23 protein-coding genes and 1 tRNA gene are annotated in these 24,625 nt (G+C 59.2%); 11 read left to right on the top strand and 13 right to left on the bottom strand.

Annotation, left to right across the window (positions count from 1 at the left end; all coding sequences use genetic code 11):
• Position 1: 1 nt before the first annotated feature.
• From GOV80_RS08285 to GOV80_RS08255, 7 genes are all read right to left on the bottom strand, one after another.
• Positions 2-1,891, bottom strand: a complete 1,890-nt coding sequence (locus GOV80_RS08285) for an acyl-CoA synthetase (protein WP_170783930.1) — start codon at positions 1,889-1,891, stop codon at positions 2-4.
• Positions 1,892-2,042: 151 nt separating this feature from the next.
• Positions 2,043-3,863, bottom strand: coding sequence for an ABC transporter transmembrane domain-containing protein (locus GOV80_RS08280; protein ID WP_170783928.1), 1,821 nt, complete (start codon positions 3,861-3,863; stop codon positions 2,043-2,045).
• Between the two features lie 127 nt (positions 3,864-3,990).
• Positions 3,991-4,065, bottom strand: a tRNA-Gly gene (locus GOV80_RS08275).
• Between the two features lie 121 nt (positions 4,066-4,186).
• Positions 4,187-5,308: an N-acetylglucosamine-6-phosphate deacetylase gene (gene nagA / locus GOV80_RS08270; protein WP_170783926.1), complete on the bottom strand. Its 1,122-nt coding sequence runs from the start codon at positions 5,306-5,308 to the stop codon at positions 4,187-4,189.
• Positions 5,305-6,333, bottom strand: coding sequence for an SIS domain-containing protein (locus GOV80_RS08265; RefSeq protein WP_170783924.1), 1,029 nt, complete (start codon positions 6,331-6,333; stop codon positions 5,305-5,307). The genes nagA and GOV80_RS08265 overlap by 4 nt, the downstream gene beginning before the upstream one ends.
• 19 nt (positions 6,334-6,352) lie before the next feature.
• Entirely contained in the window at positions 6,353-7,102 is a 750-nt protein-coding gene (locus GOV80_RS08260; protein ID WP_170769091.1) for a GntR family transcriptional regulator, read from the bottom strand.
• Positions 7,089-7,964: a glucosamine kinase nucleotide-binding domain-containing protein gene (locus GOV80_RS08255; RefSeq protein WP_170769090.1), complete on the bottom strand. Its 876-nt coding sequence runs from the start codon at positions 7,962-7,964 to the stop codon at positions 7,089-7,091. The genes GOV80_RS08260 and GOV80_RS08255 overlap by 14 nt, the downstream gene beginning before the upstream one ends.
• 167 nt (positions 7,965-8,131) lie before the next feature.
• Here GOV80_RS08255 and GOV80_RS08250 point away from each other — a divergent pair, with 167 nt between their 5' ends.
• The 7 genes from GOV80_RS08250 (at position 8,132) to GOV80_RS08220 (ending at position 16,243) form a co-directional block, all read left to right on the top strand.
• A complete protein-coding gene (locus tag GOV80_RS08250; protein WP_170783922.1) occupies positions 8,132-9,025 on the top strand; it encodes an N-acetylmuramic acid 6-phosphate etherase in 894 nt (297 codons plus the stop codon).
• Positions 9,026-9,042: 17 nt separating this feature from the next.
• Positions 9,043-10,296 (top strand): ABC transporter substrate-binding protein, encoded by a 1,254-nt coding sequence (locus GOV80_RS08245; RefSeq protein WP_170783921.1) that lies wholly within the window; start codon positions 9,043-9,045, stop codon positions 10,294-10,296.
• Positions 10,297-10,362: 66 nt separating this feature from the next.
• Positions 10,363-11,277: a carbohydrate ABC transporter permease gene (locus tag GOV80_RS08240; protein WP_170352415.1), complete on the top strand. Its 915-nt coding sequence runs from the start codon at positions 10,363-10,365 to the stop codon at positions 11,275-11,277.
• A 10-nt stretch (positions 11,278-11,287) separates the two neighbouring features.
• Complete coding sequence (locus tag GOV80_RS08235; protein ID WP_170753275.1) at positions 11,288-12,127, top strand: carbohydrate ABC transporter permease; 840 nt, start codon at positions 11,288-11,290, stop codon at positions 12,125-12,127.
• Positions 12,124-13,158 (top strand): Gfo/Idh/MocA family protein, encoded by a 1,035-nt coding sequence (locus GOV80_RS08230; protein ID WP_170783919.1) that lies wholly within the window; start codon positions 12,124-12,126, stop codon positions 13,156-13,158. The genes GOV80_RS08235 and GOV80_RS08230 overlap by 4 nt, the downstream gene beginning before the upstream one ends.
• On the top strand, positions 13,155-14,147 hold the full coding sequence (locus GOV80_RS08225) for an ABC transporter ATP-binding protein (protein WP_170783917.1): 993 nt from the start codon (positions 13,155-13,157) through the stop codon (positions 14,145-14,147). Before GOV80_RS08230 ends, GOV80_RS08225 begins: the two co-directional genes overlap by 4 nt.
• A gap of 206 nt (positions 14,148-14,353) precedes the next feature.
• On the top strand, positions 14,354-16,243 hold the full coding sequence (locus GOV80_RS08220) for a PhoX family protein (protein WP_170783915.1): 1,890 nt from the start codon (positions 14,354-14,356) through the stop codon (positions 16,241-16,243).
• Positions 16,244-16,291: 48 nt separating this feature from the next.
• Here the strand turns inward: GOV80_RS08220 and GOV80_RS08215 are convergent, their stop codons facing one another.
• On the bottom strand, positions 16,292-16,858 hold the full coding sequence (locus GOV80_RS08215; RefSeq protein WP_170783913.1) for a tetratricopeptide repeat protein: 567 nt from the start codon (positions 16,856-16,858) through the stop codon (positions 16,292-16,294).
• 135 nt (positions 16,859-16,993) lie between these two features.
• Here GOV80_RS08215 and GOV80_RS08210 point away from each other — a divergent pair, with 135 nt between their 5' ends.
• Positions 16,994-17,737 (top strand): rhomboid family intramembrane serine protease, encoded by a 744-nt coding sequence (locus GOV80_RS08210; protein WP_170783911.1) that lies wholly within the window; start codon positions 16,994-16,996, stop codon positions 17,735-17,737.
• Between the two features lie 105 nt (positions 17,738-17,842).
• On the opposite strand, the gene GOV80_RS08205 is transcribed toward GOV80_RS08210, so the two are convergent.
• Both GOV80_RS08205 and GOV80_RS08200 read right to left on the bottom strand, forming a co-directional pair.
• Positions 17,843-18,628: an inositol monophosphatase family protein gene (locus tag GOV80_RS08205; protein ID WP_170769082.1), complete on the bottom strand. Its 786-nt coding sequence runs from the start codon at positions 18,626-18,628 to the stop codon at positions 17,843-17,845.
• A 96-nt stretch (positions 18,629-18,724) separates the two neighbouring features.
• A complete protein-coding gene (locus GOV80_RS08200) occupies positions 18,725-19,630 on the bottom strand; it encodes a LysR family transcriptional regulator (RefSeq protein ID WP_170783909.1) in 906 nt (301 codons plus the stop codon).
• A 93-nt stretch (positions 19,631-19,723) separates the two neighbouring features.
• Between GOV80_RS08200 and metF the strand changes: the two genes are divergently transcribed.
• The gene (gene metF, locus GOV80_RS08195) at positions 19,724-20,590 is read left to right on the top strand and encodes a methylenetetrahydrofolate reductase [NAD(P)H] (protein WP_170769821.1); all 867 of its coding nucleotides are present in this window, start codon (positions 19,724-19,726) and stop codon (positions 20,588-20,590) included.
• 156 nt (positions 20,591-20,746) lie between these two features.
• Positions 20,747-21,400 carry a J domain-containing protein gene (locus GOV80_RS08190; RefSeq protein ID WP_170783906.1) on the top strand — a complete coding sequence of 218 codons (654 nt, stop codon included), beginning with the start codon at positions 20,747-20,749 and terminating at the stop codon, positions 21,398-21,400.
• A gap of 55 nt (positions 21,401-21,455) precedes the next feature.
• Here the strand turns inward: GOV80_RS08190 and GOV80_RS08185 are convergent, their stop codons facing one another.
• Positions 21,456-21,974: a YHS domain-containing (seleno)protein gene (locus GOV80_RS08185; protein ID WP_170783904.1), complete on the bottom strand. Its 519-nt coding sequence runs from the start codon at positions 21,972-21,974 to the stop codon at positions 21,456-21,458.
• Between the two features lie 247 nt (positions 21,975-22,221).
• Here GOV80_RS08185 and yghU point away from each other — a divergent pair, with 247 nt between their 5' ends.
• Positions 22,222-23,100, top strand: a complete 879-nt coding sequence (gene yghU / locus GOV80_RS08180; protein ID WP_170769078.1) for a glutathione-dependent disulfide-bond oxidoreductase — start codon at positions 22,222-22,224, stop codon at positions 23,098-23,100.
• Positions 23,101-23,137: 37 nt separating this feature from the next.
• Here the strand turns inward: yghU and GOV80_RS08175 are convergent, their stop codons facing one another.
• Positions 23,138-23,926 carry an SseB family protein gene (locus GOV80_RS08175; protein ID WP_170783902.1) on the bottom strand — a complete coding sequence of 263 codons (789 nt, stop codon included), beginning with the start codon at positions 23,924-23,926 and terminating at the stop codon, positions 23,138-23,140.
• Positions 23,919-24,506 carry a uracil-DNA glycosylase family protein gene (locus tag GOV80_RS08170; RefSeq protein WP_170783900.1) on the bottom strand — a complete coding sequence of 196 codons (588 nt, stop codon included), beginning with the start codon at positions 24,504-24,506 and terminating at the stop codon, positions 23,919-23,921. Before GOV80_RS08170 ends, GOV80_RS08175 begins: the two co-directional genes overlap by 8 nt.
• Positions 24,507-24,625 lie beyond the last annotated feature (119 nt).

Genomic DNA, 24,625 nt, shown 5'->3' with positions numbered 1-24,625 from the left:
ATCAGGCAGCCCATTCCCATGGCCGGGTGAATGCGCCCAGCACTTTGCTGACATCGTCCTCTGAGGAGCCGTTCGCGTCAAGCTGTGCAACAAGCCCACGCTTTTTATCATCGAGCACCGAGACGACCCGCGCATCCACGCCCGCCTTTTCCAGCGCGCCATTGTAGATGCGGGTGATCGCCTGTTTCCGCAGTTCTGGCTTGAACACTTTGCCCACCGCGGTTTTCGGCAATTCATCGAGAATGGTCATATGCTTGGGCTGCGCGGCACGTTCGTGGACGTGAACGTCGCAGTATTCCATCAACTCCTGCTCGGTGACCGAGGCACCGTCAACCAGCTCGACAAAGGCGCAAGGCACCTCGCCTGCGTAGGCATCGGGCTGACCGATGGCCCCAGCGAAGGCGACCGCGTCGTGGCCCAGAAGGGCCTCTTCAATTTCAGCGGGATCGATGTTGTGTCCACCCCGGATGATCAGATCCTTGGCACGTCCGGTGATCCACAGATAGCCATCCTCATCGAACCGCCCCAGATCGCCCGTGCGCAGATATGAGTCAAAGTGGTAGAGGTCGACGTTCTTTTCCGCCTCGGTATAGGTATTGCCCGCATAAACGCCGGGATTGGAAACGCAGATTTCACCGATTTCGTTGGCCGCAGATTCCACTGGTCCATCCGGTCCGTCGGTCAATATTTTGACGTCCGTATAGGGGAACGGAATCCCGATCGAGCCGATCTTTTTCTCACCATCCACCGGGTTGCAAGACACAAGGCATGTCGCTTCGGTCAGGCCGTACCCTTCGACAATGGTGACACCTGTGGCCTCTTCAAATCGACGGAACAGCTCCACAGGCAAGGGGGCTGAGCCCGAGAACGCGGTTTTGACGGTTGAGATATCGGCATCCACCGGGCGCTGCATCTTGGCGGCAATCGCGGTAGGCACGGTGATGATGAACGTCACTTTCCAGCGTTCGATCAGCTTCCAGAAATTGTCAAAGACACCATCACCACGATAGCCCTGCGGCGTTGGGAAGATCACATGCGCGCCCGAAGATACGGCTGCCATCATGATCACATGCACTGCAAATACATGGAACATCGGCAGCGGGCACATGACCACGTCCTCTTCCGAGAACAGCAGCGTGTCGCCCAGCCAACCGTTATAGATCAGGCCCGAGTACTTGTGCTGCGCCACTTTGGGCATGCCCGTTGTGCCGCCGGTATGGAAATAGCAGGCAACGCGGTCTTCCTTGCTGTCTTCGAATGTCAGCGTGGTTGGTTGCTTGGCCAGTTCGGCGTTGAAGCTTTTGTAATCCGCGTGAGCCAGATGTTCCTTGTCGCCCATTTTGGGACGCAGGAAAGGAACGATCCATGACTTGGGCGGCGTCAGATAGCGATTCAGGTCAATCTCAAGGATGGTGTTGACCTTGGGTGCATGGCGCACGGCCTCTTCCACTTTTTGCGCCACATCGGTCTTGGGGAAGGACTTGAGCGTCACAACCACCTTGGCACCGGTTTCCCGTAAAATGGCCGCAATCTGTTCAGGCTCCAGCAGCGGATTGATCGGGTTGACGATCCCCGCAACTGCGCCACCCATCATGGTGATCAGCGTTTCGTTGCAGTTGGGCAGGATATAAGCGACCACATCCTTTTCCCCGACGCCCAGCGACCGAAACAGGTTGGCGGCCTGATTGACCTTGCCCAGCAAACCCGACCATGTCAGCGTCTCGGCCTTGTCCGTAGGGCCGGAAAACAGTTGGAAACTAACCGCGCTGCTATTCGGATACCGGGCCGCTGTACGAGACAGCATCTGGTGGAACGTGACCGGGATATCCCGATCCTCCCACGGCATTTCTTGTTCAAGTTTTACCTTGTCGTCGATCCCCTCAAAGGCCATGCGTCTCCTCCCTATTGTGCCGCACGCTTCGCGCGGATTATTCCACAGTAGGATGGGTGCAAAACCGCGCTGGTTCAAGCAAGGGCTTAGCGGCACAGAGTCAGAAAAACAAAATGACGCTGCGGCGGTTAGGCCTTTCCCTCGCGTCAGCCTATTCAGCCGCGACCCCGTCTGTGAACTGAAGTCGCGCCAGACGTGCATATAGCCCATCTTGTGCTACCAGGTCGTCGTGGGTGCCCTGTGCCACAATTTGGCCTGCCTCCATCACCACGATACGGTCGGCCTTTTTGACGGTGGCCAGACGGTGCGCCACGATCAGAGTGGTTCGTCCGGCGCGCATCTGATCCACGGCCCCCTGCACCGCGCGCTCACTTTCTGCATCCAGCGCCGAGGTCGCCTCGTCCAGCAGCAGAACCGGTGCATCGCGCAGGATGGCGCGCGCGATGGCGATGCGCTGTTTCTGACCGCCCGACAGCATCACCCCGCGCTCGCCGACAAAACTGTCATAGCCTTCTGGCAACGCCGAGATGAAATCATGCGCAGCAGCGGCCCGGGCAGCGGCCTCGACCTCGGCATCTGTTGCGTCCAGACGACCAAAGCGAATGTTCTCGCGGGCCGATGCGGCAAAGATCGTCGGGTCCTGCGGCACCAGCGCCATGTGGCGGCGGAATTCAGCCCGGTGCAGGTTGCGCAGGTCGACACCGTCCAGACTAACGCCACCAGCGTCTGGGTCATAAAACCGCTGGATCATCTGAATGACAGTCGTTTTGCCTGCTCCAGAAGGACCGACAAAGGCAACTGTTTCGCCAGGACTTACGGTCAACGACATCTGGTCCAGCGCAACAACATCGGGGCGCGCAGGATAACGGAAGGTTACGTTTTCAAACCTGATTTCGCCACGCACGGGTGTAGGCAGCGCTTTGGCCGCCGTTGGATCGTTCACCGTGTCTTGTGCATTCAGCAATTCAACCAGGCGTTCGGTCGCCCCCGCGGCGCGCTGAAGTTCGCTCCAGATCTCGGACAGGGCCGCGACCGAGCCTGCCATGATGATTGAATAGATCACGAACTGGATTAAAACGCCCTCGGTCATCACGCCATTACGGACGTCATTCGCCCCCATCCACAAAACGCCCACGATGCCGGAGAAGACCAGAAAAATCACGATCACCGTCAGCACCGCACGAGTCTGGATTCGGCGCAGAGAAACTTCGTACGAAGTTTCTGTCATCTCACCGAACTGAGCGCGGCTTGCCTGTTCGTGGGTAAACGCCTGAACGGTCTGAACCGCACTCAGTGCCTCGCCTGCATTGCCGGATGAGGCGGCGATCCAGTCCTGATTTTCGCGACTGATGACCCGCAGACGGCGACCCAGAACCAGAATCGGTACTACGACCAGCGGGATCAGCAGAAGGACCATCGCTGTCAGCTTGGCCGAGGTCAGCAACATCAGCACCAATCCGCCGACAAACATCAACATGTTGCGCAGCGCAATCGACACGGACGAACCCAGCACCGACTGGATCAACGTGGTGTCTGTGGTGATCCGGCTTAGAACTTCTCCGGTCATAATCCGTTCGTAGAATTCGGGGCTCATCCCGATGACGCGATCGAAGACGGCCTTGCGAATATCGGCCACCACGCGCTCACCCAGCCGCGTCACCAGCGCATAGCGGATGCCTGTACCGATGGCCAAAATTCCAGCAATGCCCAGCGCGGCCAGAAAATACCAATCCAGCAGCTCGCCATCTTCGATGCGGAAATTGTCGACCACTCGGCGCACGGCCAGTGGCAGGGTCAGCGTCATACTGGCCGTGAGGATCAATGCCAGCGTCGCCCCGATCATCAACAGGCGGTACGGCTTCATGAAGGGCCAAAGAGAGGCCAGAACGCCTATTTTCCGGGATCGCGCGCGCTCTCCGCTAGCGCCGGGCGCAGCTTTTGCGGATGGACTGGCTGAGGCGTTTCTTGCCATGACTGGGCCCTACGTCGTGTTCAAACTTACTAATGCGCTTCTTGGCGGTCAGTGCAGGTGGGGTCAAGCTGCACGACAGAAATGCAGCCTCAAACGGGCCTTTTGACGCAGAATGTAAGGGCTGATTTGGAGCGGGCGGCGGGAATCGAACCCGCTTCATCAGCTTGGAAGGCTGAGGTAATAGCCAGTATACGACGCCCGCTCAGCGGAGGTCGGTTTAAGCGATGCGTCAGATGGCGTCAAGCGCCGTTCGGTGCCGGATTTCAAAATCATTCCTGGAAAATAATCTCCCGCCCGGTGCGGCAGAAAAAGGGCGCGACTGCCTACAGCCACGCGCACTTGTCGAGCGTTCCGCTGATGCGGATCATGCTGTCGCGGGTGATGGCAGCGCCCGGCATTCGCCCGATCAACTGTGCAGGATAGGTGGTGGCAGCGGCCAGCGCCGCAGGCAAAGGCACGCCCACTTGCGTGACCAGCACCCGGATGGCAGTCGTCAAATCCAAATCCGCGCCAGCCAGCGTCCCGTCTTCCAGCGTCAGCCGCCCGTCAGTGCGGGTGATCCTGCGACCTTCCAGACGAAACTCGGATTTATCCGTTCCTGCAACCGCCATCGCGTCGCTGACCAGATAGATTTGCCCCGGTCCGGTTTTAGCCGCCCACGCCGCCCGCATGACCTGCGGGTGGACATGGATGCCATCAGCAATCAGCCCGGCCGAAAACCCACCATTCGACAGCGCCGCGCCGACCAATCCGGGTTCGCGGTTGCCCAACTGGCTCATGGCGTTGAACAGATGGGTCACACATCGCGCACCTGCGGCGGCATAGCGCTGGCAGGTGGCGAAATCCGCATCAGTGTGCCCCAACGATACCAGTACACCCGCATCGGTTAGCGCGCGAACCTGCTGCTCTGACACCGATTCGGGCGCCACAGTCACTTTGAGACAGGGCAGATGACCCGCCGCCTCTATCAAGGCAGCGAGGTCTGCATCAGACATCGGACAGATCAGATCGCCATCATGCGCCCCTTTGCGTGCAACCGACAGGTGGGGCCCCTCCAGATGTAACCCGGCGACGCCCGGCACACCCTCATTGACGGCGTGAATGGCAGCATCAATCGCGGCACGGGTCTTATCGGCCGTATCCGTGATCAAAGTCGGCAGCAGCGCGGCGACCCCCATCCGGCGATGGGCCTGCGCGATGCGCCGGATCGTCTCCACCGAAGGGGCGTCATTCAGCATGACCCCATCGCCACCATTCACCTGCAAGTCCACATAACCGGGGCTGACGATGTCTCCGTTCAGATCGACATAGTCACCGGTCGCTATATCCGCATCGGACACAATCCTCCCGGTCGCATCGCCGTCAAAGACCAACGCATGATCATACAGCAACCGCTTACCATCAAAGATTTCCCCGTTTCGAAAGATCACCCTGTTCGTTGTCATACCGTCTCGGTCACTTTCTTGAGGTGGCGTGGCGCGTCAGGGTCGATTCCTCGCATACTGGCAACCGATTCGACCATGCTGTAGAAGGCGGTGATCGCCGTGATCGGATCGGTGATCCAGTGATCCGTGCGCTCGACCGGCAAAGACTGCGCTCGCGTGACCCGATCCGTCGTCGCAAAAACCACCGCGCCTTTTTCAGCCAAAGCATCAGCAGCCTGTGCGGTTGTCTCCTCCGCCGCATCCTGAGCAGCGAAAATGATTGCAGGGAACCCCTCTTCAACGATCGAGACGGGGCCGTGCAGCACTTCGGCAGCCGAATAGCTTTCAGCGTGAATCTGGCAGGTCTCCTTGATCTTTAACGCCGCCTCGCCCGACACCGCAAAGGACGGCCCCCGGCCCAGCGTGAACAGCGACCGCCCCGTGATCGCAGACGCCGCTGCGGACCAGTCGCATCGGGCTGCCCGGTCCAATTGGGCGGGCAGAGCCCGGATAGCCGCCAGCAAGTCGGCATCCCCTTTGACCTCGGCCAGCATCCACAGACCCGCGACAAGCGAGGTTACGAAGGTCTTGGTCGCCGCAACGCTCAGTTCAGGACCGGCGTGCAGCGGCAGCACCGCATTAGCGGTTTCCGCCAGACGCGAGGTTGAATTGTTTGTGATCGCCAGTGCCACAGCGCCCGAAGACCGCAAGGACCGCGTCAACCCCACGATGTCAGGGCTTTGGCCGGACTGCGACACGGACACACAGACCGCCCCCCGCGCCATCAGTTCGGCCCCGTAGATTGAACTGACCGACGGTCCGACCGAGGCCACAGGCAGACCAAGCAGCAACTCACTGGCGTATTTCAGATAGCTGCACGCATGGTCCGACGACCCGCGCGCCACGGTGATCAGGAACCGCGGATCGGCGTCGCGGACCAGCCCAGCGGCGTTTTGAATATTGGCCGCGCCACTGCCCAGCAGCCGGTCGACCGCATCGGGAATTTCCAGAATTTCCTGACGCATCTTGGATGTATGTTCGGACATCGGCCTTTGATCCTTCCGGTTATAGCCGTAGCTCGGCGACGAAATCATAGGCGTCACCGCGATAGAGCGAACGGGTCAGCTCTGCGACCCGACCGTTTTTGAGAAATGAGAGACGTTCGATATTCAGCCCCGCCGCCCCTTCAGGTACGTCCAGCAACTCGGCCTCGCGCGCTGCCAGATTAAGCGCCGAGATCTTCTGAACCGCCCGCACCGGACGATGACCCAACCCATCCAGCACCTCGTAGAGCGAGGTCGTCACCTCGATCGGGTTCGGCAGGATGTCCAAGGGCAAGGCCGCTTTTTCCAACGCCAGCGGGCGGCCATCTGCCTCGCGCAGACGATAGATACGGGCGATTTGCGCGCCGTCCGACAGGTTCAGCGCGGCCACCTCGTGTGGTGTTGCGGCGAACACGCCACGTTCCAGCCATTTAGAGGTGGTCTGCATCCCCCGGCTCGACATATCTTCGGTGAATGATGTCAGATGGGTCAGCGATTGCTCGACCCGAGGCACGCGCTCGCGGATGAATGAGCCCGACCCCTGACGCTGTTCGATCACGCCTTCTTGCACCAGCTCCTGGATAGCTTTGCGTACGGTGACGCGGGACAGGTCAGTGATTTCCACCAATTCCCGTTCTGACGGCAGCGACGCATTGGGGGCCAGCACACCGGTGTCGATCCCCTCTTGCAACCGGCGGCGCAGCTGTACGTATCGAGGGCCGTTTTCAGGGCTTAGCCATGCATCGGCGCGCAGGAATTCAGCGATGCTCATCTGCCACCTCCTTTGCCAAAGCCAACGCACCTGCCAGCGGTTCCCCCTGCGGCGGACGGATTGCCTCTTGCATTTCGCCGGGCAGGTAGTCGGCGTAGTGCGGCGCAATTCCCCCGGTCAGACATAGCGTCAGACCGGGTTTCCAACCCAAACGGGCGGCCATATCCGTAAGGTAATCCGCACCTGTTTGCAGGACTTTCCGGGCAACGATATCTCCATCGACCGCCGCCGACGTAACCTGCGGTGCCAACGTGCCAAACTCTCCCGGCGACGCTTGGCCTGCAAATGCAACAATGCCTGCGGTACCACCCAACCGATCAGACAGGGCCCGGGTCAGGCCCGAGCTTTCCTGAACCCCATCTGCAACATTCAACGCTTCGGCCAAGGCGCGACGTCCGACCCATTGGGCCGAGGCCTCATCTCCAAGGACTGACCCCCATCCCCCAGCAAACCGCATGCGACCACGAGTCTGGAGCGCAAGGAATGAGCCCGTGCCGCAATGCGCGACAAGGCCGTCTGTCGCGCCCAAGGCCCCTCGGACGGCGGCCGGTCGATCATCTTCCACCCGGGCATTCGTCAAGTTCAGAACAGCCTGCAAGCGCCCAGCTACCGCATCCCCAGTCACTCCGGCCAAGCCTACGAAAGCGGGCCAATCGAACAGGTCGGCGGCGGGCCGTCCGAGACGTTCGGCCAAACGCGCGACGCCCGTCCTGATCTGGTCGGCACCACCCTCAAAATCGGTTGAGACATTGGCCGCACCTGTTTCGACCGCATGGACTTCACCATCCACATCACAGGCAACCCGGCATCGGGTTCCACCGCCATCAACGGCCAAAACTGCGTGGTTTTCAGACTCACTCATGACAATACCATTATAATACCTTTTGCCATCAGAAAAGATTAAACCTGCTATGATCAGCAATTTTAGAAAGATTTATGCGAAAAAATCGTTCATCTCGGTCGCAATAAGAAAGTTATGGACAGGTGGTATTAGATAGGTATTGTAAAGGAACTGTAAGGGGGATTCTCTTGACGCTGCCGTCGACTGAACAACTGCACACTGATGCCGCACGACTTGACCCGAGCGATCTGGCAGGCTCCGCCCGCGCCTTGGCCGCCGGTCAAATCGCTGCGGCGCAGGCGATTGAGGGAGCCGTCGACAGCATCGCGCAGGCTGCGCTGGCAATGGCAGAGACTTTGCGTACGGACGGGGTGCTGCACTATGTGGCGGCCGGCTCGTCAGGATTGATGGCCGCCGCAGATGCCCAAGAGCTGGGCGGCACGTTTTCGATCTCACCCGCGCGGTTGCGCATTCACATGGCAGGAGGCCTGCCCACCGGGGTTGAAATGCCCGGCGCAGCAGAAGACGCGGATGCGGGCCTTGCCGACGCGTTGCAAGACTTGCGCCCGCATGACACTGTCATCGCTGTGTCGGCCAGTGGATCGACACCCTACACCCTAATCGCCAGCACCATCGCACAGTCCAAAGGTGCCAAGGTGATCGGCATCGCCAACAATGCAGGCAGCCCCCTGCTGCTGAATGCGGACATCCCGATCCTGCTGGCCACGCCGCCGGAGTTGATCTCGGGCTCGACCCGCATGGGGGCTGGTACGGCGCAGAAGATAGCCCTGAACATGCTGTCATCCCTTATGGCGCTAGAGTTGGGGCATGTGCATGGCGGCATGATGGTCAACCTGCGCGCCGACAATGACAAGTTGCGCGCCCGCGCCGCAGGGATCGTAGCGCGTATCGCAAATGTAGACACCGCTGCCGCGCAATCCGCGCTGGACACAGCCAAGGGTGAGGTCAAACCAGCGATCCTGATCGCGGCGCTCGGCCTGTCATTGCCCGAGGCCATGACCCACCTGGGCAACTCGGGCGGAAACCTCAGCACCGTTCTTACAACAGATAACAACCGCTAACCAACTTGGAGACTGAAATGAAACACAAAAGCCTGAAACTGGCCCTGCTGGGCACAACCTTGGTGGCAACATCGGCCTTGGCCGAAGACGTGACGATCACCATCGAAAGCTGGCGCAATGATGACCTGACCCTGTGGCAAGACCAGATCATCCCCGCATTCGAGGCCGCCAACCCCGGCATCAAGGTCCAGTTCACCCCATCGGCGCCCGCCGAATACAACGCTGTTCTGAACTCGAAACTGGATGCGGGCTCGGCCGGTGATCTGATCACTTGTCGCCCCTTCGATGCTTCGCTGGCGTTGTATGAGGCAGGACACCTGACGGACCTTTCGGGCGTTGAGGCCATGAGCAACTTTTCGGACGTCGCCAAATCCGCGTGGCAGACCGATGACGGCGCGGTCAGCTTCTGCGTTCCGATGGCCTCGGTGATCCACGGCTTCATCTACAACAAGGACGCCTTCAACGAGCTAGGCATCGACGTGCCCACCACCGAGGATGAGTTCTTTGCCGCGCTGGACAAGATCAAGGAAGACGGCACCTATATCCCGATCGCGATGGGCACCAATGACCAGTGGGAAGCCGCCACAATGGGTTACAACAACATCGGCCCGAACTACTGGAAAGGTGAAGAAGGCCGTCAAGCGCTTATCAAAGGTGAGCAGAAGCTGACGGATGAGGCCTGGACCGCACCTTACGCAACACTGGCCCGTTGGGGCGAGTATATGGGCGACGGGTATGAGGCACAGACCTATCCCGACAGCCAGAACATTTTCACGCTAGGCCGCGCCGCGATTTATCCCGCCGGTTCGTGGGAGATTTCGGGTTTTAACACGCAGGCCGATTTCCAGATGGGCGCATTCAAGCCGCCGGTCCGCAACGCGGGCGACACTTGCTATATCTCGGATCACACCGATATCGGCATCGGCATGAACGCCGCCACCGAGAACCCCGAAGCGGCTGAGACGTTCCTGGCCTGGGTCGCAAGCCCCGAGTTCGCGGAAATCTTCGGCAACGCCCTGCCCGGCTTTTTCCCGCTGTCCAGCACCCCGGTCGAGCTGCAAGACCCGCTAGCCAAGGAAATCGTCGGCTGGCGTGATGAGTGTGAATCGACCATCCGCTCGACCTACCAAATCCTGTCGCGCGGCACGCCGAACCTCGAGAATGAGACCTGGGGCGCATCGGTCGCCGCCATCAAGGGCGCCAAATCGCCCGAAGAACTGGGCGCCGAGTTGCAGGAAGGCCTCGCCTCCTGGTACGCGCCGCACCAGTAAACTGACCCATACTCGGGCGGCTCATCCCGCCCGAGTACCCCCTGACACCCCTTTGAAAGCTGACCCATGAACCGCCCCCGCTTCCGCTGGCATATCGTCGTGTTTCTGGCCCCTGCTGTGCTGGTCTATACGGCGGTGATGATCTTCCCGCTGTTCAACACGCTGCGGCTGGCGCTCTATTCCGAAGTGGATCAGAGCCGCGTGTTCGTGGGCTTGCAGAACTTTCAAACGCTGTTTTTCGATCCCATCTGGTCCGAGCAGTTCTGGAACGCTTTGGGCAACAACTTCTGGTTCTTCCTGATCCATATGCTTGTTCAAAACCCCATCGGGATCGCACTGGCAGCCCTGCTCAGCCACCCGCGCCTGCGGTTCTCGGCGCTCTATCGGTCTGCAATCTTCATCCCGACGATCCTGAGTTTCGTGATCGTGGGCTTTGCGTGGAAACTGATCCTGTCGCCGATCTGGGGCATCGCGCCCTCGATGCTGGACGCTGTGGGCCTGAAATCCCTGTTCGCGCCGTGGTTGGGGAAAGAGGAATATGCACTCACCACGCTAGCGCTGATCTCGGTCTGGCAATTCGTGGGCATTCCGATGATGCTGATCTATGCCGCCCTGCTGACCATCCCCGAGGAAATCCTTGAGGCCGGAGAGATTGACGGCATCACCGGGGCCTCGGCCTTCTGGAAGATCAAGCTGCCGCTGATCCTGCCCTCGATCGGGATCATCTCGATCCTGACCTTTGTGGGCAACTTCAACGCGTTCGACCTGATCTATGCCGCCCAAGGCGCGCTGGCGGGGCCGGATTTCTCAACCGATATTCTGGGCACCTTCATGTACCGCACCTTCTTTGGCTTCCAGCTGCAGCTGGGCGACCCGCATATGGGATCGGCCATTGCCGGGGCCATGTTCGCGATCATCCTTGTGGGCGTTTGCATCTACCTTTTTGGCATCCAGACCCGGATGCGTCGGTATCAACTGTGAGGGTCCCGCGATGAACAAAGCACGCCATAACCCGCTGAATACCGCCGCGATGCACGGGGCGCTGATCCTTTACACGCTGATCGCCCTGTTCCCGGTCTTTGTGATCCTGATCAACAGCTTCAAATCCCGCCGCGCGATCTTTCGGGAACCGCTGGCGCTACCGAATGCCGACAGTTTCTCGATGATCGGATATGAGACGGTGATGAAGCAGGGGGATTTCTTCCTTTATTTCCAGAACTCTATGATCGTCACCGTCGCATCGCTGTTTTTCATCTTGCTGTTCGGGGCCATGGCGGCCTATGCGCTGTCGGAATATCAGTTCAAGGGCAACCTGCTGATGGGGCTGTATCTGGCGCTGGGGATCATGATCCCGATACGCATCGGCACTGTGGCGATCCTTGAGATGATGGTGGCCACCGGGCTGGTGAACACGCTTTGGGCGCTGATCCTGGTTTACACCGCGCAAGGGCTGCCGTTGGCCGTGTTCATCCTGTCGGAGTTCATGCGACAGGTCAGTGATGATCTGAAAAACGCGGGCCGTATCGACGGGCTGTCGGAATATACGATCTTTTTCCGGCTGGTTCTGCCTCTGGTCAGGCCCGCGATGGCGACCGTGGCCGTGTTCAACATGATCCCGATCTGGAATGACCTGTGGTTCCCGCTGATCCTCGCCCCGGCTGAAGAAACCAAGACGCTCACGCTGGGCAGTCAGGTCTTTATCGGACAGTTCGTCACCGACTGGAACGCGGTTCTGTCGGCCCTGTCGATGGCGATCCTGCCAGTGCTGGTTCTGTATGTCATCTTCTCGCGCCAACTGATCCGCGGCATCACTTCGGGAGCTGTCAAATGACCAAAGTTCTGATCGCTGGCCTTGGCAATATGGGTCTCAGCCACGCGCTGGCTCATCACAACCACGCGGACGCGCAGATCGTGGGGCTGGTGAACCGCTCGGGTCACGTGGATCACCCCGAGCTGGGCCAATACCCCGCCTATTCGGATTTCCACACCGCGCTGGCCGAGACCAAACCCGATTTGGTGGTCGTCGCCACCTATTCCGACAGCCACGCCGATTTCGCCTGCGCCGCAATGGAGGCTGGCGCGCATGTGTTTGTCGAAAAGCCGCTGGCCACCAACGTGGCCGATGCACGGCGCGTGGTCGAAACCGCCACTCGCCTGAACCGCAAACTGGTCGTGGGCTATATCCTGCGCCACCACCCCTCTTGGATGCGCCTGATTGCCGAGGCGCGGGACCTGGGCGGGCCGTATGTGTTCCGCCTGAACCTGAACCAGCAATCCTCAGGCGCTGAGTGGGAGACACATAAGGCGCTGATGCAGACGACCTCGCCCATCGTGGATTGTGGTGTGCATTATGTGGATGTGATGTGCCAGATCACCGATGCGCAGCCCGTCCGCGTGCATGGCATGGGCCTGCGCCTGTCCGACGAAATCGCCGAGGACATGTACAATTACGGCCAATTTCAGGTGATTTTCGAGGACGGCTCGGTCGGCTGGTATGAGGCCGGGTGGGGCCCGATGATGTCCGAAACCGCGTTCTTCGTGAAAGACATTGTCTCGCCCAATGGCTCGGTCTCGATCACCGATGGCAACAAGGGCGCGTCGGCGGATATCGACGGCCATACCAAGGTTGGTGGTCTGCTGATCCACACTTCGGGCGGTGACCGTACGGTTGAGATGCCCAATGAGCCCGGCCATCAGGAGCTTTGTGACGCCGAGCAGGCGTATATGCTGCGCGCCATTGCTGACGATATCGACCTGACGCGCCATATGAATGACGCCGTCCAATCCCTCGCCATTTGTCTGGCCGCAGATGAAAGCATCCGCACCGGCCAGCCCGTTTCGCTTAAGGAGTCCGCAACATGACTGCTCTGACCTTGACCAATGTGAACAAATCCTTTGGCGAGGTGCATGTCCTCAAAGACATCTCGCTTGAGGTCGAAGAAGGCGAGTTTGTCGTTTTCGTCGGCCCCTCGGGCTGTGGCAAATCCACCCTGCTGCGGGTGATCGCAGGGTTGGAGGATGCGTCCTCGGGTGAGATCAATATCGACGGCCAGACCGTCAATCTGGTGCCGCCGTCGAAACGTGGCATCGCGATGGTATTCCAAAGCTATGCGCTCTATCCCCATCTGAACGTGCGCGGGAACATGACACTGGCGCTGAAACAAGAGAAGCAGCCCAAAGCGGTGATCGAGGAGCGCGTCGCCAGCGCCAGCCGGATGCTGAACCTTGAGGAATATCTGGACCGCTATCCATCTGAGCTGTCCGGCGGTCAGCGCCAACGCGTCGCCATCGGGCGGGCTATCGTGCGTGAGCCGAAACTGTTTCTGTTTGACGAACCGCTTTCGAACCTCGACGCGGCGCTGCGGATGAACACACGTATTGAGATTGCAAACCTTCACCGGGCACTGGATGCCTCGATGATCTATGTCACCCACGACCAGACCGAGGCGATGACACTGGCCGACAAGATCGTAGTTCTGCGCGATGGCCGGGTGGAACAGATCGGCTCACCGATGGAGCTGTATAACAACCCCGCCAACCAGTTTGTTGCGGGATTCCTTGGATCTCCTTCGATGAACTTCCTGCCCGAAAGCCTGCTGGATCAGGGGTCAGACACCCTTGGTATTCGCCCCGAAGACCTATTCCTATCTGACGACGGCCCACTGTCAGCGCAGGTCAGCCATGTCGAAAAGCTGGGCGGTGATACCAACGTCATTGCGACCGTTCAGAACCATTCGGTGACGGCGCGCTTGTTCGGGCAACACGCAATATCCGAAGGCCAAGACCTGCGTCTTGGGTTCGCGCCCGAAAAAGCGTATCGGTTCAATGCTGATGGGCAGCGGCTGCGCTAACCCAATCACGACGATGTGATCAATCCGCTTTGATGACTGAAAACCCTGCTTGCGTCTCGCAGACAGGGCTTTGGCGCGTTTCAGCGCATCAAAAATGAGTCTATTTTCAGGTCGAAATACAGCGGCTTTAATGGCGCTGTTAAGAACCTGTCACAAAGACCTCTTAAATGCCGTTCATCAACTTTCATTTTAGCCAGGAGCCATCCATGAAAGACGTCGACAACACCACACTTTCCGCAGACGACTGGGACGAGCTACACTTCCCCCGCCCCGAGGAAAACGACTTTGACCGCGTGGTCGAAAGCGCCATTTCCCGCCGTGGTTTTCTGGCCGGTGTGGTGGCCTTTGGATCGGGCGCTGCCGCAATGGGCACAGGTCTGTTCAGCTCGACCTCGGCGCAGGCCGCTGACGCGTCGCGCTTTGCCTTTACCCCGATCGCAGCCCAGACCGACGGCACCGTTCACGTCCCCGAAGGGTACGAATGGAAAGTCATGATGCGCTGGGGCGATCCGTTGTTCTCGGATGCCGACGGCTATGACATCGCCGATGGTGGTTCGGTCGAAAAATCCGACCGTATCTTTGGTGAGAACACTGACGGGATGGAAACCTTCTCGTTTCAGGGTCACGAACTGATCGCGATCAACCACGAATACCCCAACCGCAAGATCAACCTGCCGGCCGCTGCGGAAGGTGTTCCGGCAAACGCAGGTGATGTTCTGAAGCTGCAGAACATCCAAGGCGTGACAGTCATGGAAATCACCGAGGGCCCTGAGGGCTGGTCGGTTGTCAAAGACAGCCCCTTCAACCGCCGTATTCATCATAACACTCCGATGAAAATCGTTGGCCCCGCAGCCGGTCATGACCTGCTGAAAACCGAGGCTGATCCGACCGGCACCACCTCGTTGGGCACCATGAACAACTGTGGTGCGGGCAAGACGCCCTGGGGCACCTATCTGACCTGCGAAGAGAATTTCAATGGCTACTTCGGCTCGTCGGATGAAAATGCCGCCTATGACCAGAAGGTCTCGGACGGTATGGCGCGCTACGGTATCAAGGCCGAAAGCTGGAACGGTTACGAGTTCTTTGACCCGCGCTTTGACACCTCGAAGAACCCCAACGAGCCGCATCGCGCAGGCTGGATCGTCGAGATTGACCCAACCAAGCCTGACAGCACCCCTGTCAAACACACTGGTCTGGGTCGTTTCAAGCACGAAAACGCCGAAGTCACCCTGGCTGCCGACGGTCGCGTGGTTGTCTACATGGGCGACGATGAACGTGGTGAATACCTGTACAAGTTCGTCTCGAACGGCACCTATCAGCCCGGTGGTGAAACCGAGAGCCTGCTGAACGACGGCACGCTTTATGTCGCCAAGTTCAACGACGACATGAAGGGTGAATGGCTGGCTCTGACCGCGGAAACCACCGGAATGGACGATGCCGAGATTCGCATCTTTACCCGCATGGCCGCCTCCAAAGCGGGCGGCACCACCATGGACCGCCCCGAATGGGTCGCCTCCAGCCCGGTCGCGGTCGAGGCCTATTGCTGCCTGACCAACAACAAGAACCGCGGCGTCAAGCCAAACGCCGGTGGTGATGATACCTCGGTCAACGCGGCCAACCCGCGTGAAGCCAACAAGTATGGTCAGATCGTTCGCTGGCGTCCGGCCAATGACGACCACGCCGCCCAAGCGTTCGATTGGGACCTGTACGTCATGGCAGGCAACCCCACCGTGCATTCCGATGACCGCGCCGGTTCGCCCAACGTGAACGAGGGCAACCTGTTCAACTCGCCCGACGGTATGGTGATCGATTCGACCGGTCTGATCTGGATCCAGACAGACGGGAATGACGACAACGAGGAAGATTTCGCAGGCAACGGCAACAACCAGATGCTGGTTGGTGATCCCGTGACCGGTGAGATTGCACGCTTCATGACTGGCCCGAACGGCTGTGAGGTGACCGGTCTGGCGTGGTCCACAGACCTGCGGACCATGTTTGTCGGCATCCAGCACCCCGGCAGCAACTGGCCCGACGGCGGCACGCCGCGCTCGTCGGTCATTGCGATCAAACGCGCCGATAACGGTCTTGTCGGCTAAGTCCCAAGATCGAAAACCCCCGGCCTGTTTGGTCGGGGGTTTTGTATTTCAGATGTCTTGGCCTTGTGGTGCCAACGGCCCTCCGGGGTCCATCAAGTGGCGTTCAGAGAGCCACGGGTTCAGCTCCAGCGCCTGTTCCAAAGCCTCGCGAGCTTCGTCGATCCGCCCAAGCCCTAACAAAGTCAGTGCACGCCCACTGATTGCTGCCACATGATTGGGCGACAGTTCGATTGCCCGATCCAGATCCGGCAGAGCGGCCTGATAATCCCGGCCCAGAAAATAGGCGAAGGCGCGCTGGTTATATCCTTCGGCATAAGATGGGCAGTAATCTATCAGCGAGTTGAAGTCTTCGATTGCGCCCAGCAGATCGCTTTGACTACGACGTGTCATCCCCCTGTCCAGCGCGACTTGTGCCTTGCTATCCGGTGCATCTGTCCAAAACTCCCAAAGCTTGCCCGACAAAACCTGCGCGGCGCGCTCGGTCTCGGCCTGTTGAATTTGAGAGATAATCCCGGCCACCCCGTCCGAGTGATCCGGAGCGGCGGGACAGTCCTGTGAATGGGCAGCGATGGTGCCTGCGACCAGCACGACAAAGGCTGAGGCGATGTGTTTCATGTGTCTATGGTGACGCGCAGACAGGCTGCGTCAACCCTTGGGCTCGTTCAAGTCTTCGTCACACACCTCGCCACCATGCCGTATGCTGCGTAAACGTACCTTGACCTTGCCCGCCCGAAAGCCCAGCGTCGCGCCATGTTTCCGATCCGTGACCATAACCCCTCGGGGCGCACCCCATACGTCGTCTATCTGCTGATGGCCGCGAACATTCTGATTTTCCTCAGCTATGTGGGCATCATGGATGATGCGCGGTTGCTCAACCGGCTTTATTTCGACTACGCGGTCATCCCGGCCCGGATCGAAGACGGGGTCGCGTATGAGACGCTGTTCACCTCAATGTTCCTTCACGGCGGCTGGATGCATCTGGCAGGGAACATGCTGTTCCTTTGGATATTCGGCGACAATCTGGAAGACGAGATGGGCCACCTGCCCTTTTTGCTTTTCTATACGATGGCCGGTATCGGAGCAGGCCTGATCCACGTCCTGACGGCCCCGGGATCAGTGGTGCCGACCATCGGGGCCTCTGGTGCAATCGCCGGGGTCATGGGGGGATACCTGTTGATGTTCCCTAAGGCCCGCGTGGATATTCTGCTGATCCTGATCGTCTATGTGCGGGTTTTCACCATCCCGGCCTTCGTCATGCTGGGGGTCTGGCTGGGGATGCAATTCCTGGGCAGCCTTGCCAGCAACCCGGACGAAGGCGGCGTTGCCTATTGGGCTCATACCGGCGGGTTCTTTGTCGGTCTGCTTTTGTGCATCCCGCTTTGGGCGCGGCGGGGCGGTACGCGGTATTGGAACCGAACACATGGCCACCCGCCGCACCCCGAGCATACATACAAACTGTCACAATCCCGCATCCCCCGAATCCCGCGCCGGTAGATGCATATCCTTGCACGACATTGGCGGCCTTGATCGCCTGTGCTGCCGACAACAAAAAAGCGCGCCTCGGACAGGGCGCGCTTGTTCGTCTCAGGGTTCTGCAAGTCAGCCCCGGATCACCTTCGAGAACTGGTCGAAGATCGGTTCATTCGAACAGATAACCTCGCCATCTTCCAAGACGCTACCTTCGGGGTTCAGAGCCTGCACAAAGCCACCGGCTTCTTTCACGATGATGACACCGGCCGCCACGTCCCACGCGTTCAGGCGGCGCTCCCAGAAACCCTCGTAGCGGCCTGCAGCCACATAGGCCATATCCAGCGCTGCCGCGCCCCAGCGGCGCACGCCTGCGCAGGTGGGCATGATCCGCGCCAGATCCTGAAGGGTCGCAGGCAAATCAGAACGTCCGCCAAAGGGCAAACCGGTCGAGAAAATGGACTCGATCATGCGGTGGCGGCCCGAAACGCGGATGCGGGTGTCGTTCATCCACGCGCCCTCACCTTTTTCGGCAAAGAACATCTCATCCTTGGCGGGGTCATAGATCACGCCGGCAACGATCTTGCCCTTGTGTTCCAAAGCGATAGAAATCGCCCAATGCGGCAGCCCGTGCAGGAAGTTGGTGGTGCCGTCCAGCGGGTCAACGATCCAGCGGCGTGTCGGGTCTTCACCGGCCTGCCCGCCGCCTTCTTCACCCAGCCAGCCATAGGTCGGGCGGGCACCCAGCAGTTCCTCTTTCAGGATGTTTTCAGCAGCAATATCGGCCTTGGAGACAAAATCGCCCGCGCCTTTCATCGAGACTTGCAGGTTCTCGACTTCACGAAAGTCCTTGACCAGAGACCGCCCCGCCTTGCGCGCGGCTTTGATCATGATGTTGAGGTTTGCACTGCCTACCATTGTCCCACGGCTCCTGTTCGGTCAAACCGCGCGTATACTGATGCAATGCGCCCTTGCCAAGAGGCTTGATGCGCATAGCAGACCCGCGTTTCACGCCTATTGCGATTGCAGCTTGTGCGCCTCGGTTCCGGCAAGGTCGATCAATTCCTGCACATAGGGTTTTTCAAGGTCGTCAGCCCGCACTGCCGCATACAAGCTACGGGTGATCCCATCCTTGGTCAGCGGGCGGGTCACATAGTCTGAATTGTACTTCACTTCCCGCACCACCCAGTCTGGCAAGACCGAGATCCCCCGGTTAGAAGCGACCAGCAAAAGGATCACCGCCGTCAGTTCCACCTGCCGAATAGCGGCTGGTTCTACCCGCGCCGGGATCAGCAATTGGCTGAATACATCCAACCGGGTGCGCTCGACCGGGTACGTGATTAGGGTCTGGCCGCGAAAATCCTCGGCCTCGATGAAATTCTTCTGCGCCAATGGGTGTGCCGAGGCCGCAACAAACACCGCGTCATAGTCGAACAGTTTTATGAACTCGACCCCCGGCAGGTCCTCAGGGTCGGACGAGACGACCAGATCGACCTCTTCCTTTTGCAGCGCGGGCAAAGCGTCAAAGGCCAGACCGGGGCGGATATCTACATCCACATCGCCCCAGGATTTGCGAAAGGATTCCAGCACCGGAAAAAGCCATTCGAAGCAGGCATGGCACTCGATGGCGATATGCATTCGACCAGTGCGCCCATCGCGCAGCGAGGTGAACTCCTGCTGCGTCGCTTCGACCTGCGGCAGAATCTGTTCGGCCAGCCGCAACAGGCGCAGCCCCGCCGCAGACAGTTTCATCGGTTTGGAGCGGCGCAGGAACAATTCCACGCCGGCCTGATCCTCAAGACCTTTGATCTGATGGCTCAGCGCCGACTGAGTGATATGCAGCTGATCCGCCGCGCGGGCCAACCCGCCGCACTCATGAATCGCCTTGATTGTGCGCAGGTGCCGAAATTCGATATGCATTCAATGGAACTCATGTTGTTCTTGAGGAATATGAGTTTGTCTCACAATGCGTCACATGGCACAAGACCCACAACTGGAATATGCGAGGCCATGATGACCCAACCTGAGATTTCATTCGAGTTCTTCCCGCCCCAAACGCTCGAAGCTTCGTTCCGCCTTTGGGATACGGTTCAAACGCTCGCCCCGCTTGAGCCCCGATTCGTCTCGGTCACCTACGGCGCAGGCGGCACAACACGTGAGCTGACTCGCGACGCGGTCGCCACCTTGCACAAATCATCCGGCCTGCCGGTTGCCGCGCACCTGACCTGTGTGGATGCCACGCGCGAAGAAACCCTGAAAATCGCCGATTCCTTTGCAAAAGCAGGCGTGCGGGACATCGTTGCCTTGCGCGGCGATCCCCCAAAAGGACAGGAAAAGTTCGTGCCTCACCCGGAAGGTTTTGCCAATTCGGTTGAGCTGATCAAGGCACTGGCTGACACTGGAAACTTCAATATCCGCGTGGGTGCCTATCCCGACATCCACCCCGAGGCCCAATGCGCCCGTACGGACATTGACTGGCTGAAAGCCAAGCTGGACGCGGGAGCCGACGAGGCGCTGACACAGTTCTTTTTCGAGGCCGAGACGTTCTTTCGCTTCCGCGATGCGTGCGCCAAGGCGGGCATCGACAAGCCCATCGTGCCGGGCATCCTGCCCATCGAGAACTGGAAGGGCGCGCGCAGTTTTGCCAAACGCTGCGGCACACGTATCCCCGCGTGGGTTGAACAGGCTTTTGACAAGGCTATCCGCGACGACCGCGAAGACTTGCTGGCAACCGCACTGTGCACCGAGCTCTGCTCGGATTTGATCGAGGGCGGTGTGGACAAGCTGCATTTCTACACGCTGAATCGCCCCGAATTGACCCGCGACGTTTGTTTCGCCTTGGGCATTACGCCTAAAGCCGATCTGCAAAACGTGGCCTGAGCGAAAAGTCGGCTCTCACAAGCACATACACCAGAACAATCCCGCAGTGCATGGCGGGATTGTTCTACGTTTAGCCTCAAAAAACCATCAAATTTGACAAAAATGCGGCCATCCCAACACTAAGAGCACGTTGTTGTTTTAACGAGTGTTTTGGGTATGGAAGCTGTTGAAAAGATGAAGGCCCGCGCTGCGGCGCTGGCCGCCCTTGGCCTAGATCAGACCGCCGGTTCTGAGGATATCAGACAAGCGTGGCGCAACATTGCGTTCAATGTGCATTCTGATCGAACCAGGGGCGACAGCTCGGAATTTACCCGTGCGAAAGAAGCCTATGACCTGTTGCGGCTGGAAGGTTTGGTCAGCAAGGGCGCGCAGCCCGGCAAACCACGACGTCCGAAATTGCGCAAGCGGGTCATCTCGCTGGATATTACCGATATCGATGCCTGCCGGACGCTTTTGAACAAAGCGCTTCCGCAAAGTGCCGGCGGCGCAGACGAGACTTGCACCGCTGACCAGATTGGCGATTCCGATCACATCCCCGAGGCGGTCGGCTTTCATGGCCGTAACCTGACCTATTTCGTGTCCTCGCCCGTTCGGCAGGGGCAAAACCGGGTGGCTTTGCCTACTTCGGTTCTGGCTGGTGCACGCCGTACCGAAACCGAAGTGCTGAGCTTTCAGGCCAAGGAAACCGGCGGTGGTGAGGTTGTGGTGCCTGACACGATCCGCGATCGCAAATTCCCCGGCGCCAAAAGCGTGCGTATCCGTTTTGACGCAAGTAAGCAGATACGAGACGAATTCTGCCTGGCAAGCTGATCAAAACGTAAAAAAGCCCGGCAAATGACAGCCGGGCTTTTCTGTGAGTGGACCCTTAGTTCGAGATCGGGCCTTTCGAAGTGAATTTCGGAATGACTGCAGTCGATGCTTTCGCAGGCTCGATCCCCGGCCAGTTGCCTTCGGCCAGGTTGATGTTGCCCGGAATGTCTTCTTCAAAGAACCCAACAACTACATCGGTGATGTTCAGGTACAGCTTGTCATCAACGATGCGCCACAGGTTCGGGTTTGCCGGAACCTTACCGCCGCGCGAAACACCATAGGCACAGTGCCCGTCATATTCCGGTGCGTAATAGGCGGGGTTTTCCAGAAACTTGTCGCGGTTCTCTTCAGTCGAGAACGCCCATGTCGCACCGTTATATTCTGCGGTGATGTCGGAACGGCCACGCACACCTTCTGGCTGGGACTGACCAACCGGGGCCTGATCCAGGCTGCGGTAGGCCACAACATCGTAACCCGATACAGCGAATCCGGTACCGTCTACATACTGATCACCGGCAAAAGCGGGAACAGCGAAAGCCAGGGTCGCTGCAACGGTTAGGGCAAAACGTTTCATATAGGTCGTCCTTTTGTCCTCAGGTTTAAGGGGCACCCGTGTTCCGGGTCTGCTCAGACAATAGGTGATTCCAGCCGACAGAGCAGTCCTGCTCGCGGGGCTGTGACGTCGAATGAAGAAACGTGAGACTATTCCTGCCGAATGTTACAGAAAGAAGCCAACAACCGGGGTTGGACTCGGCGCTTTGCAATATTAGCTGTTGTGACGGACGGACAATTCACCCCAGATTTGCTGAGAAAGGCAAGAGATGAGCGAGCAATCGACCTATACCCCCCCGAAGGTCTGGACATGGGACAGTCAGAATGGCGGGCAGTTTGCCAATATCAACCGCCCCATCGCCGGTGCGACCCACGATAAGGATTTGCCTGTCGGACGCCATCCCCTGCAGCTGTATTCACTGGCCACGCCAAACGGCGTGAAGGTCACGGTACTGCTGGAAGAATTGCTGGCCCTGGGTCATGAAGAAGCCGAGTATAATGCGTGGCTGATCAATATCGGCGAAGGCGATCAGTTCGGGTCGGGCTTTGTCGAAGCCAACCCAAACTCGAAAATCCCTGCGCTGTGGGACCGATCCGGCGACAAGCCAGTGCGCGTCTTCGAAAGCGCCTCGATCCTGTTCCATCTGGCCGAAAAGTTTGACGCCTTCCTGCCCAAGTCAGGACCCGAGCGGACCGAGGTGATGAACTGGGTGTTCTGGCAGATGGGCAGCGCGCCCTATCTGGGCGGCGGATTTGGCCATTTCTACGCCTATGCGCCCGAGAAATTCGAATACCCGATCGACCGCTTTACAATGGAAACCAAGCGTCAGCTTGATGTTCTGGACAAGCAATTGGCCGAGAACACCTATATTGCTGGTGAAGACTATACCATTGCCGACATGGCCATCTGGCCCTGGTATGGGCAACTGGTTCTGGGTCGCCTTTATGATGCGGCCGAATTCCTGGACGTCGAATCCTACAAGAATGTCATGCGTTGGGCCAAAGCGATCGACGCACGCCCAGCCGTTCTGCGCGGACGCATGGTGAACCGCCCGTTTGGCGAAAAGCACTTGCAGCTTCATGAGCGCCACGAAGCCAGCGACTTTGAAACCCGCACGCAGGACAAGCTAGAAGCTGCTGCGGAATAAACCTGTCGGGCCTCGCCGGGATCTGGTGAGGCCCTATTTATCTGAGGATTGGTGGCTTTTCCGGGTCACTGCCCGGCGCGGTCCGCTGGAACTTAGAGGTTTCCGGCTGCGGTAAATCGAACCGTAGCCCCACCCGCGCCAGAGCGGACGCGGCAGCGTCGTGGGCTGCAAAAAAACCCACATCCATTGCGCCCGCCTCGATCCCTGAAAAAGTCAGCGCTTCGGACGCGGCCTTGGCCAAGGCCGCTTCCGCCCCTTCAACCGCGCCGACAAAACCCAGAAGGTGGCCGGTCCCCCCCTCAGATGTCTTGGTGCCGACCAGATAGGCGGATTGCGCCAGACCAACGGCCGTTGCCAGTTTGGCATCCAAAGCCGTCAGTAGATCGTGGGGCAAACCGACTGGGGGCAGGAATTCCGACAAGTGCTGCTGCACCTCTTCCGGCGCGTGCTGCAAGGTGGTCGCCAACCAGCCCAGCGCCTCGGACGGGATCAGCATCGAGGACGGTGCGACCTCAAGGTTCAGGCCCAATCCGATCCCCTGCCCGGCCAGCATGTTCGACAACACCCGCCCTGACAGGGCGACGTAGGGAACAGGGCGTTCAGCAAAGCGCGCCAAACGATCCTCGCGGTCGAACGCCAGAACAAAGCGGCCATCGGCCACGTCAAACAACTCGGGCGAGATGTTTTCGCCCTTTGCCTCTTCGGTCAGAAGCAGGAACAGTTCGCTATCGGCCAGCCGCTCAAAGAACCGCAACCGGGCGGCATCGTCCTGCGGCGCGGCCTCCATCCCGGAATGGGCCGAGTCCAGAGCGGTCATGTCAGTCATTCAGAACCTCTTGCACCCGTGCGCGCAGGACCGGCAGAAGGTCGGCCTCGAACCACGGGTTTTTCTTCATCCATGCCGTATTCCGCCAGGACGGATGAGGCAAGGCAAAGACGCGCGGCGCATGGTCCTGCCAGTTGCGTACCGTCTCGGTCACGGATCTGCGTGCCTTGAGGTGGTATTTATGCGCGTGCCCCCCAACCAGCACGGTCAGCGGTACATAACCCAGCGTCTGCATCACCTTGTCATGCCACGTCTTCCCGCAGATCGGTGGCGGCGGCAGATCGGCCTTGCGCGCATCATAGCCCGGAAAGCAAAAGGCCATCGGCACGATCGAGACACGGGCGCGGTCATAAAACACGTCTTCCCCGATCCCCAACCAGTCGCGCAGACGATCCCCCGAGGGGTCCGTAAACGGACGGCCCGAGGCATGAACCCGCGCGCCCGGCGCCTGCCCTGCGATCAGGATCGGGGCACCCTGCCGGAACCACACGACTGGGCGCGGCTCATGCGCGGTTTCAGTTGCGGCAAACCTGTCGGCACAAATCCGGCAAGCGGTGATGTCTTTTTCAAGTGAATTCATCAGATCGCAAGATTTCCTGAGGCAGATTGGTTGACGCTTGAAGCCAAAGATAGTCAACGCAGGCGCGAGGACCAACAGATGGAAAAGTCACAATAGCAACAGCCCATCGCGGGGTGGAT

This window comes from Ruegeria lacuscaerulensis (genome assembly GCF_013034685.1).
Classification (GTDB): Bacteria; Pseudomonadota; Alphaproteobacteria; order Rhodobacterales; family Rhodobacteraceae; genus Ruegeria; species Ruegeria lacuscaerulensis_B.
The sequence above is the reverse complement of the archived record's forward strand: the minus strand, read 5'-3'. Positions and strand labels throughout refer to the sequence as shown.

Bases quoted from the DNA above. Each gene is read 5' to 3' on its own strand.
- GOV80_RS08285 (WP_170783930.1), bottom strand. From the start codon at position 1,891: ATGGCCTTTGAGGGGATCGACGACAAGGTAAAACTTGAACAAGAAATG.
- GOV80_RS08280 (WP_170783928.1), bottom strand. From the start codon at position 3,863: ATGGCAAGAAACGCCTCAGCCAGTCCATCCGCAAAAGCTGCGCCCGGC.
- nagA (WP_170783926.1), bottom strand. From the start codon at position 5,308: ATGACAACGAACAGGGTGATCTTTCGAAACGGGGAAATCTTTGATGGT.
- GOV80_RS08265 (WP_170783924.1), bottom strand. From the start codon at position 6,333: ATGTCCGAACATACATCCAAGATGCGTCAGGAAATTCTGGAAATTCCC.
- GOV80_RS08260 (WP_170769091.1), bottom strand. From the start codon at position 7,102: ATGAGCATCGCTGAATTCCTGCGCGCCGATGCATGGCTAAGCCCTGAA.
- GOV80_RS08255 (WP_170769090.1), bottom strand. From the start codon at position 7,964: ATGAGTGAGTCTGAAAACCACGCAGTTTTGGCCGTTGATGGCGGTGGA.
- GOV80_RS08245 (WP_170783921.1), top strand. From the start codon at position 9,043: ATGAAACACAAAAGCCTGAAACTGGCCCTGCTGGGCACAACCTTGGTG.
- GOV80_RS08240 (WP_170352415.1), top strand. From the start codon at position 10,363: ATGAACCGCCCCCGCTTCCGCTGGCATATCGTCGTGTTTCTGGCCCCT.
- GOV80_RS08235 (WP_170753275.1), top strand. From the start codon at position 11,288: ATGAACAAAGCACGCCATAACCCGCTGAATACCGCCGCGATGCACGGG.
- GOV80_RS08230 (WP_170783919.1), top strand. From the start codon at position 12,124: ATGACCAAAGTTCTGATCGCTGGCCTTGGCAATATGGGTCTCAGCCAC.
- GOV80_RS08225 (WP_170783917.1), top strand. From the start codon at position 13,155: ATGACTGCTCTGACCTTGACCAATGTGAACAAATCCTTTGGCGAGGTG.
- GOV80_RS08220 (WP_170783915.1), top strand. From the start codon at position 14,354: ATGAAAGACGTCGACAACACCACACTTTCCGCAGACGACTGGGACGAG.
- GOV80_RS08215 (WP_170783913.1), bottom strand. From the start codon at position 16,858: ATGAAACACATCGCCTCAGCCTTTGTCGTGCTGGTCGCAGGCACCATC.
- GOV80_RS08210 (WP_170783911.1), top strand. From the start codon at position 16,994: ATGTTTCCGATCCGTGACCATAACCCCTCGGGGCGCACCCCATACGTC.
- GOV80_RS08205 (WP_170769082.1), bottom strand. From the start codon at position 18,628: ATGGTAGGCAGTGCAAACCTCAACATCATGATCAAAGCCGCGCGCAAG.
- GOV80_RS08200 (WP_170783909.1), bottom strand. From the start codon at position 19,630: ATGCATATCGAATTTCGGCACCTGCGCACAATCAAGGCGATTCATGAG.
- metF (WP_170769821.1), top strand. From the start codon at position 19,724: ATGACCCAACCTGAGATTTCATTCGAGTTCTTCCCGCCCCAAACGCTC.
- GOV80_RS08190 (WP_170783906.1), top strand. From the start codon at position 20,747: ATGGAAGCTGTTGAAAAGATGAAGGCCCGCGCTGCGGCGCTGGCCGCC.
- GOV80_RS08185 (WP_170783904.1), bottom strand. From the start codon at position 21,974: ATGAAACGTTTTGCCCTAACCGTTGCAGCGACCCTGGCTTTCGCTGTT.
- yghU (WP_170769078.1), top strand. From the start codon at position 22,222: ATGAGCGAGCAATCGACCTATACCCCCCCGAAGGTCTGGACATGGGAC.
- GOV80_RS08175 (WP_170783902.1), bottom strand. From the start codon at position 23,926: ATGACTGACATGACCGCTCTGGACTCGGCCCATTCCGGGATGGAGGCC.
- GOV80_RS08170 (WP_170783900.1), bottom strand. From the start codon at position 24,506: ATGAATTCACTTGAAAAAGACATCACCGCTTGCCGGATTTGTGCCGAC.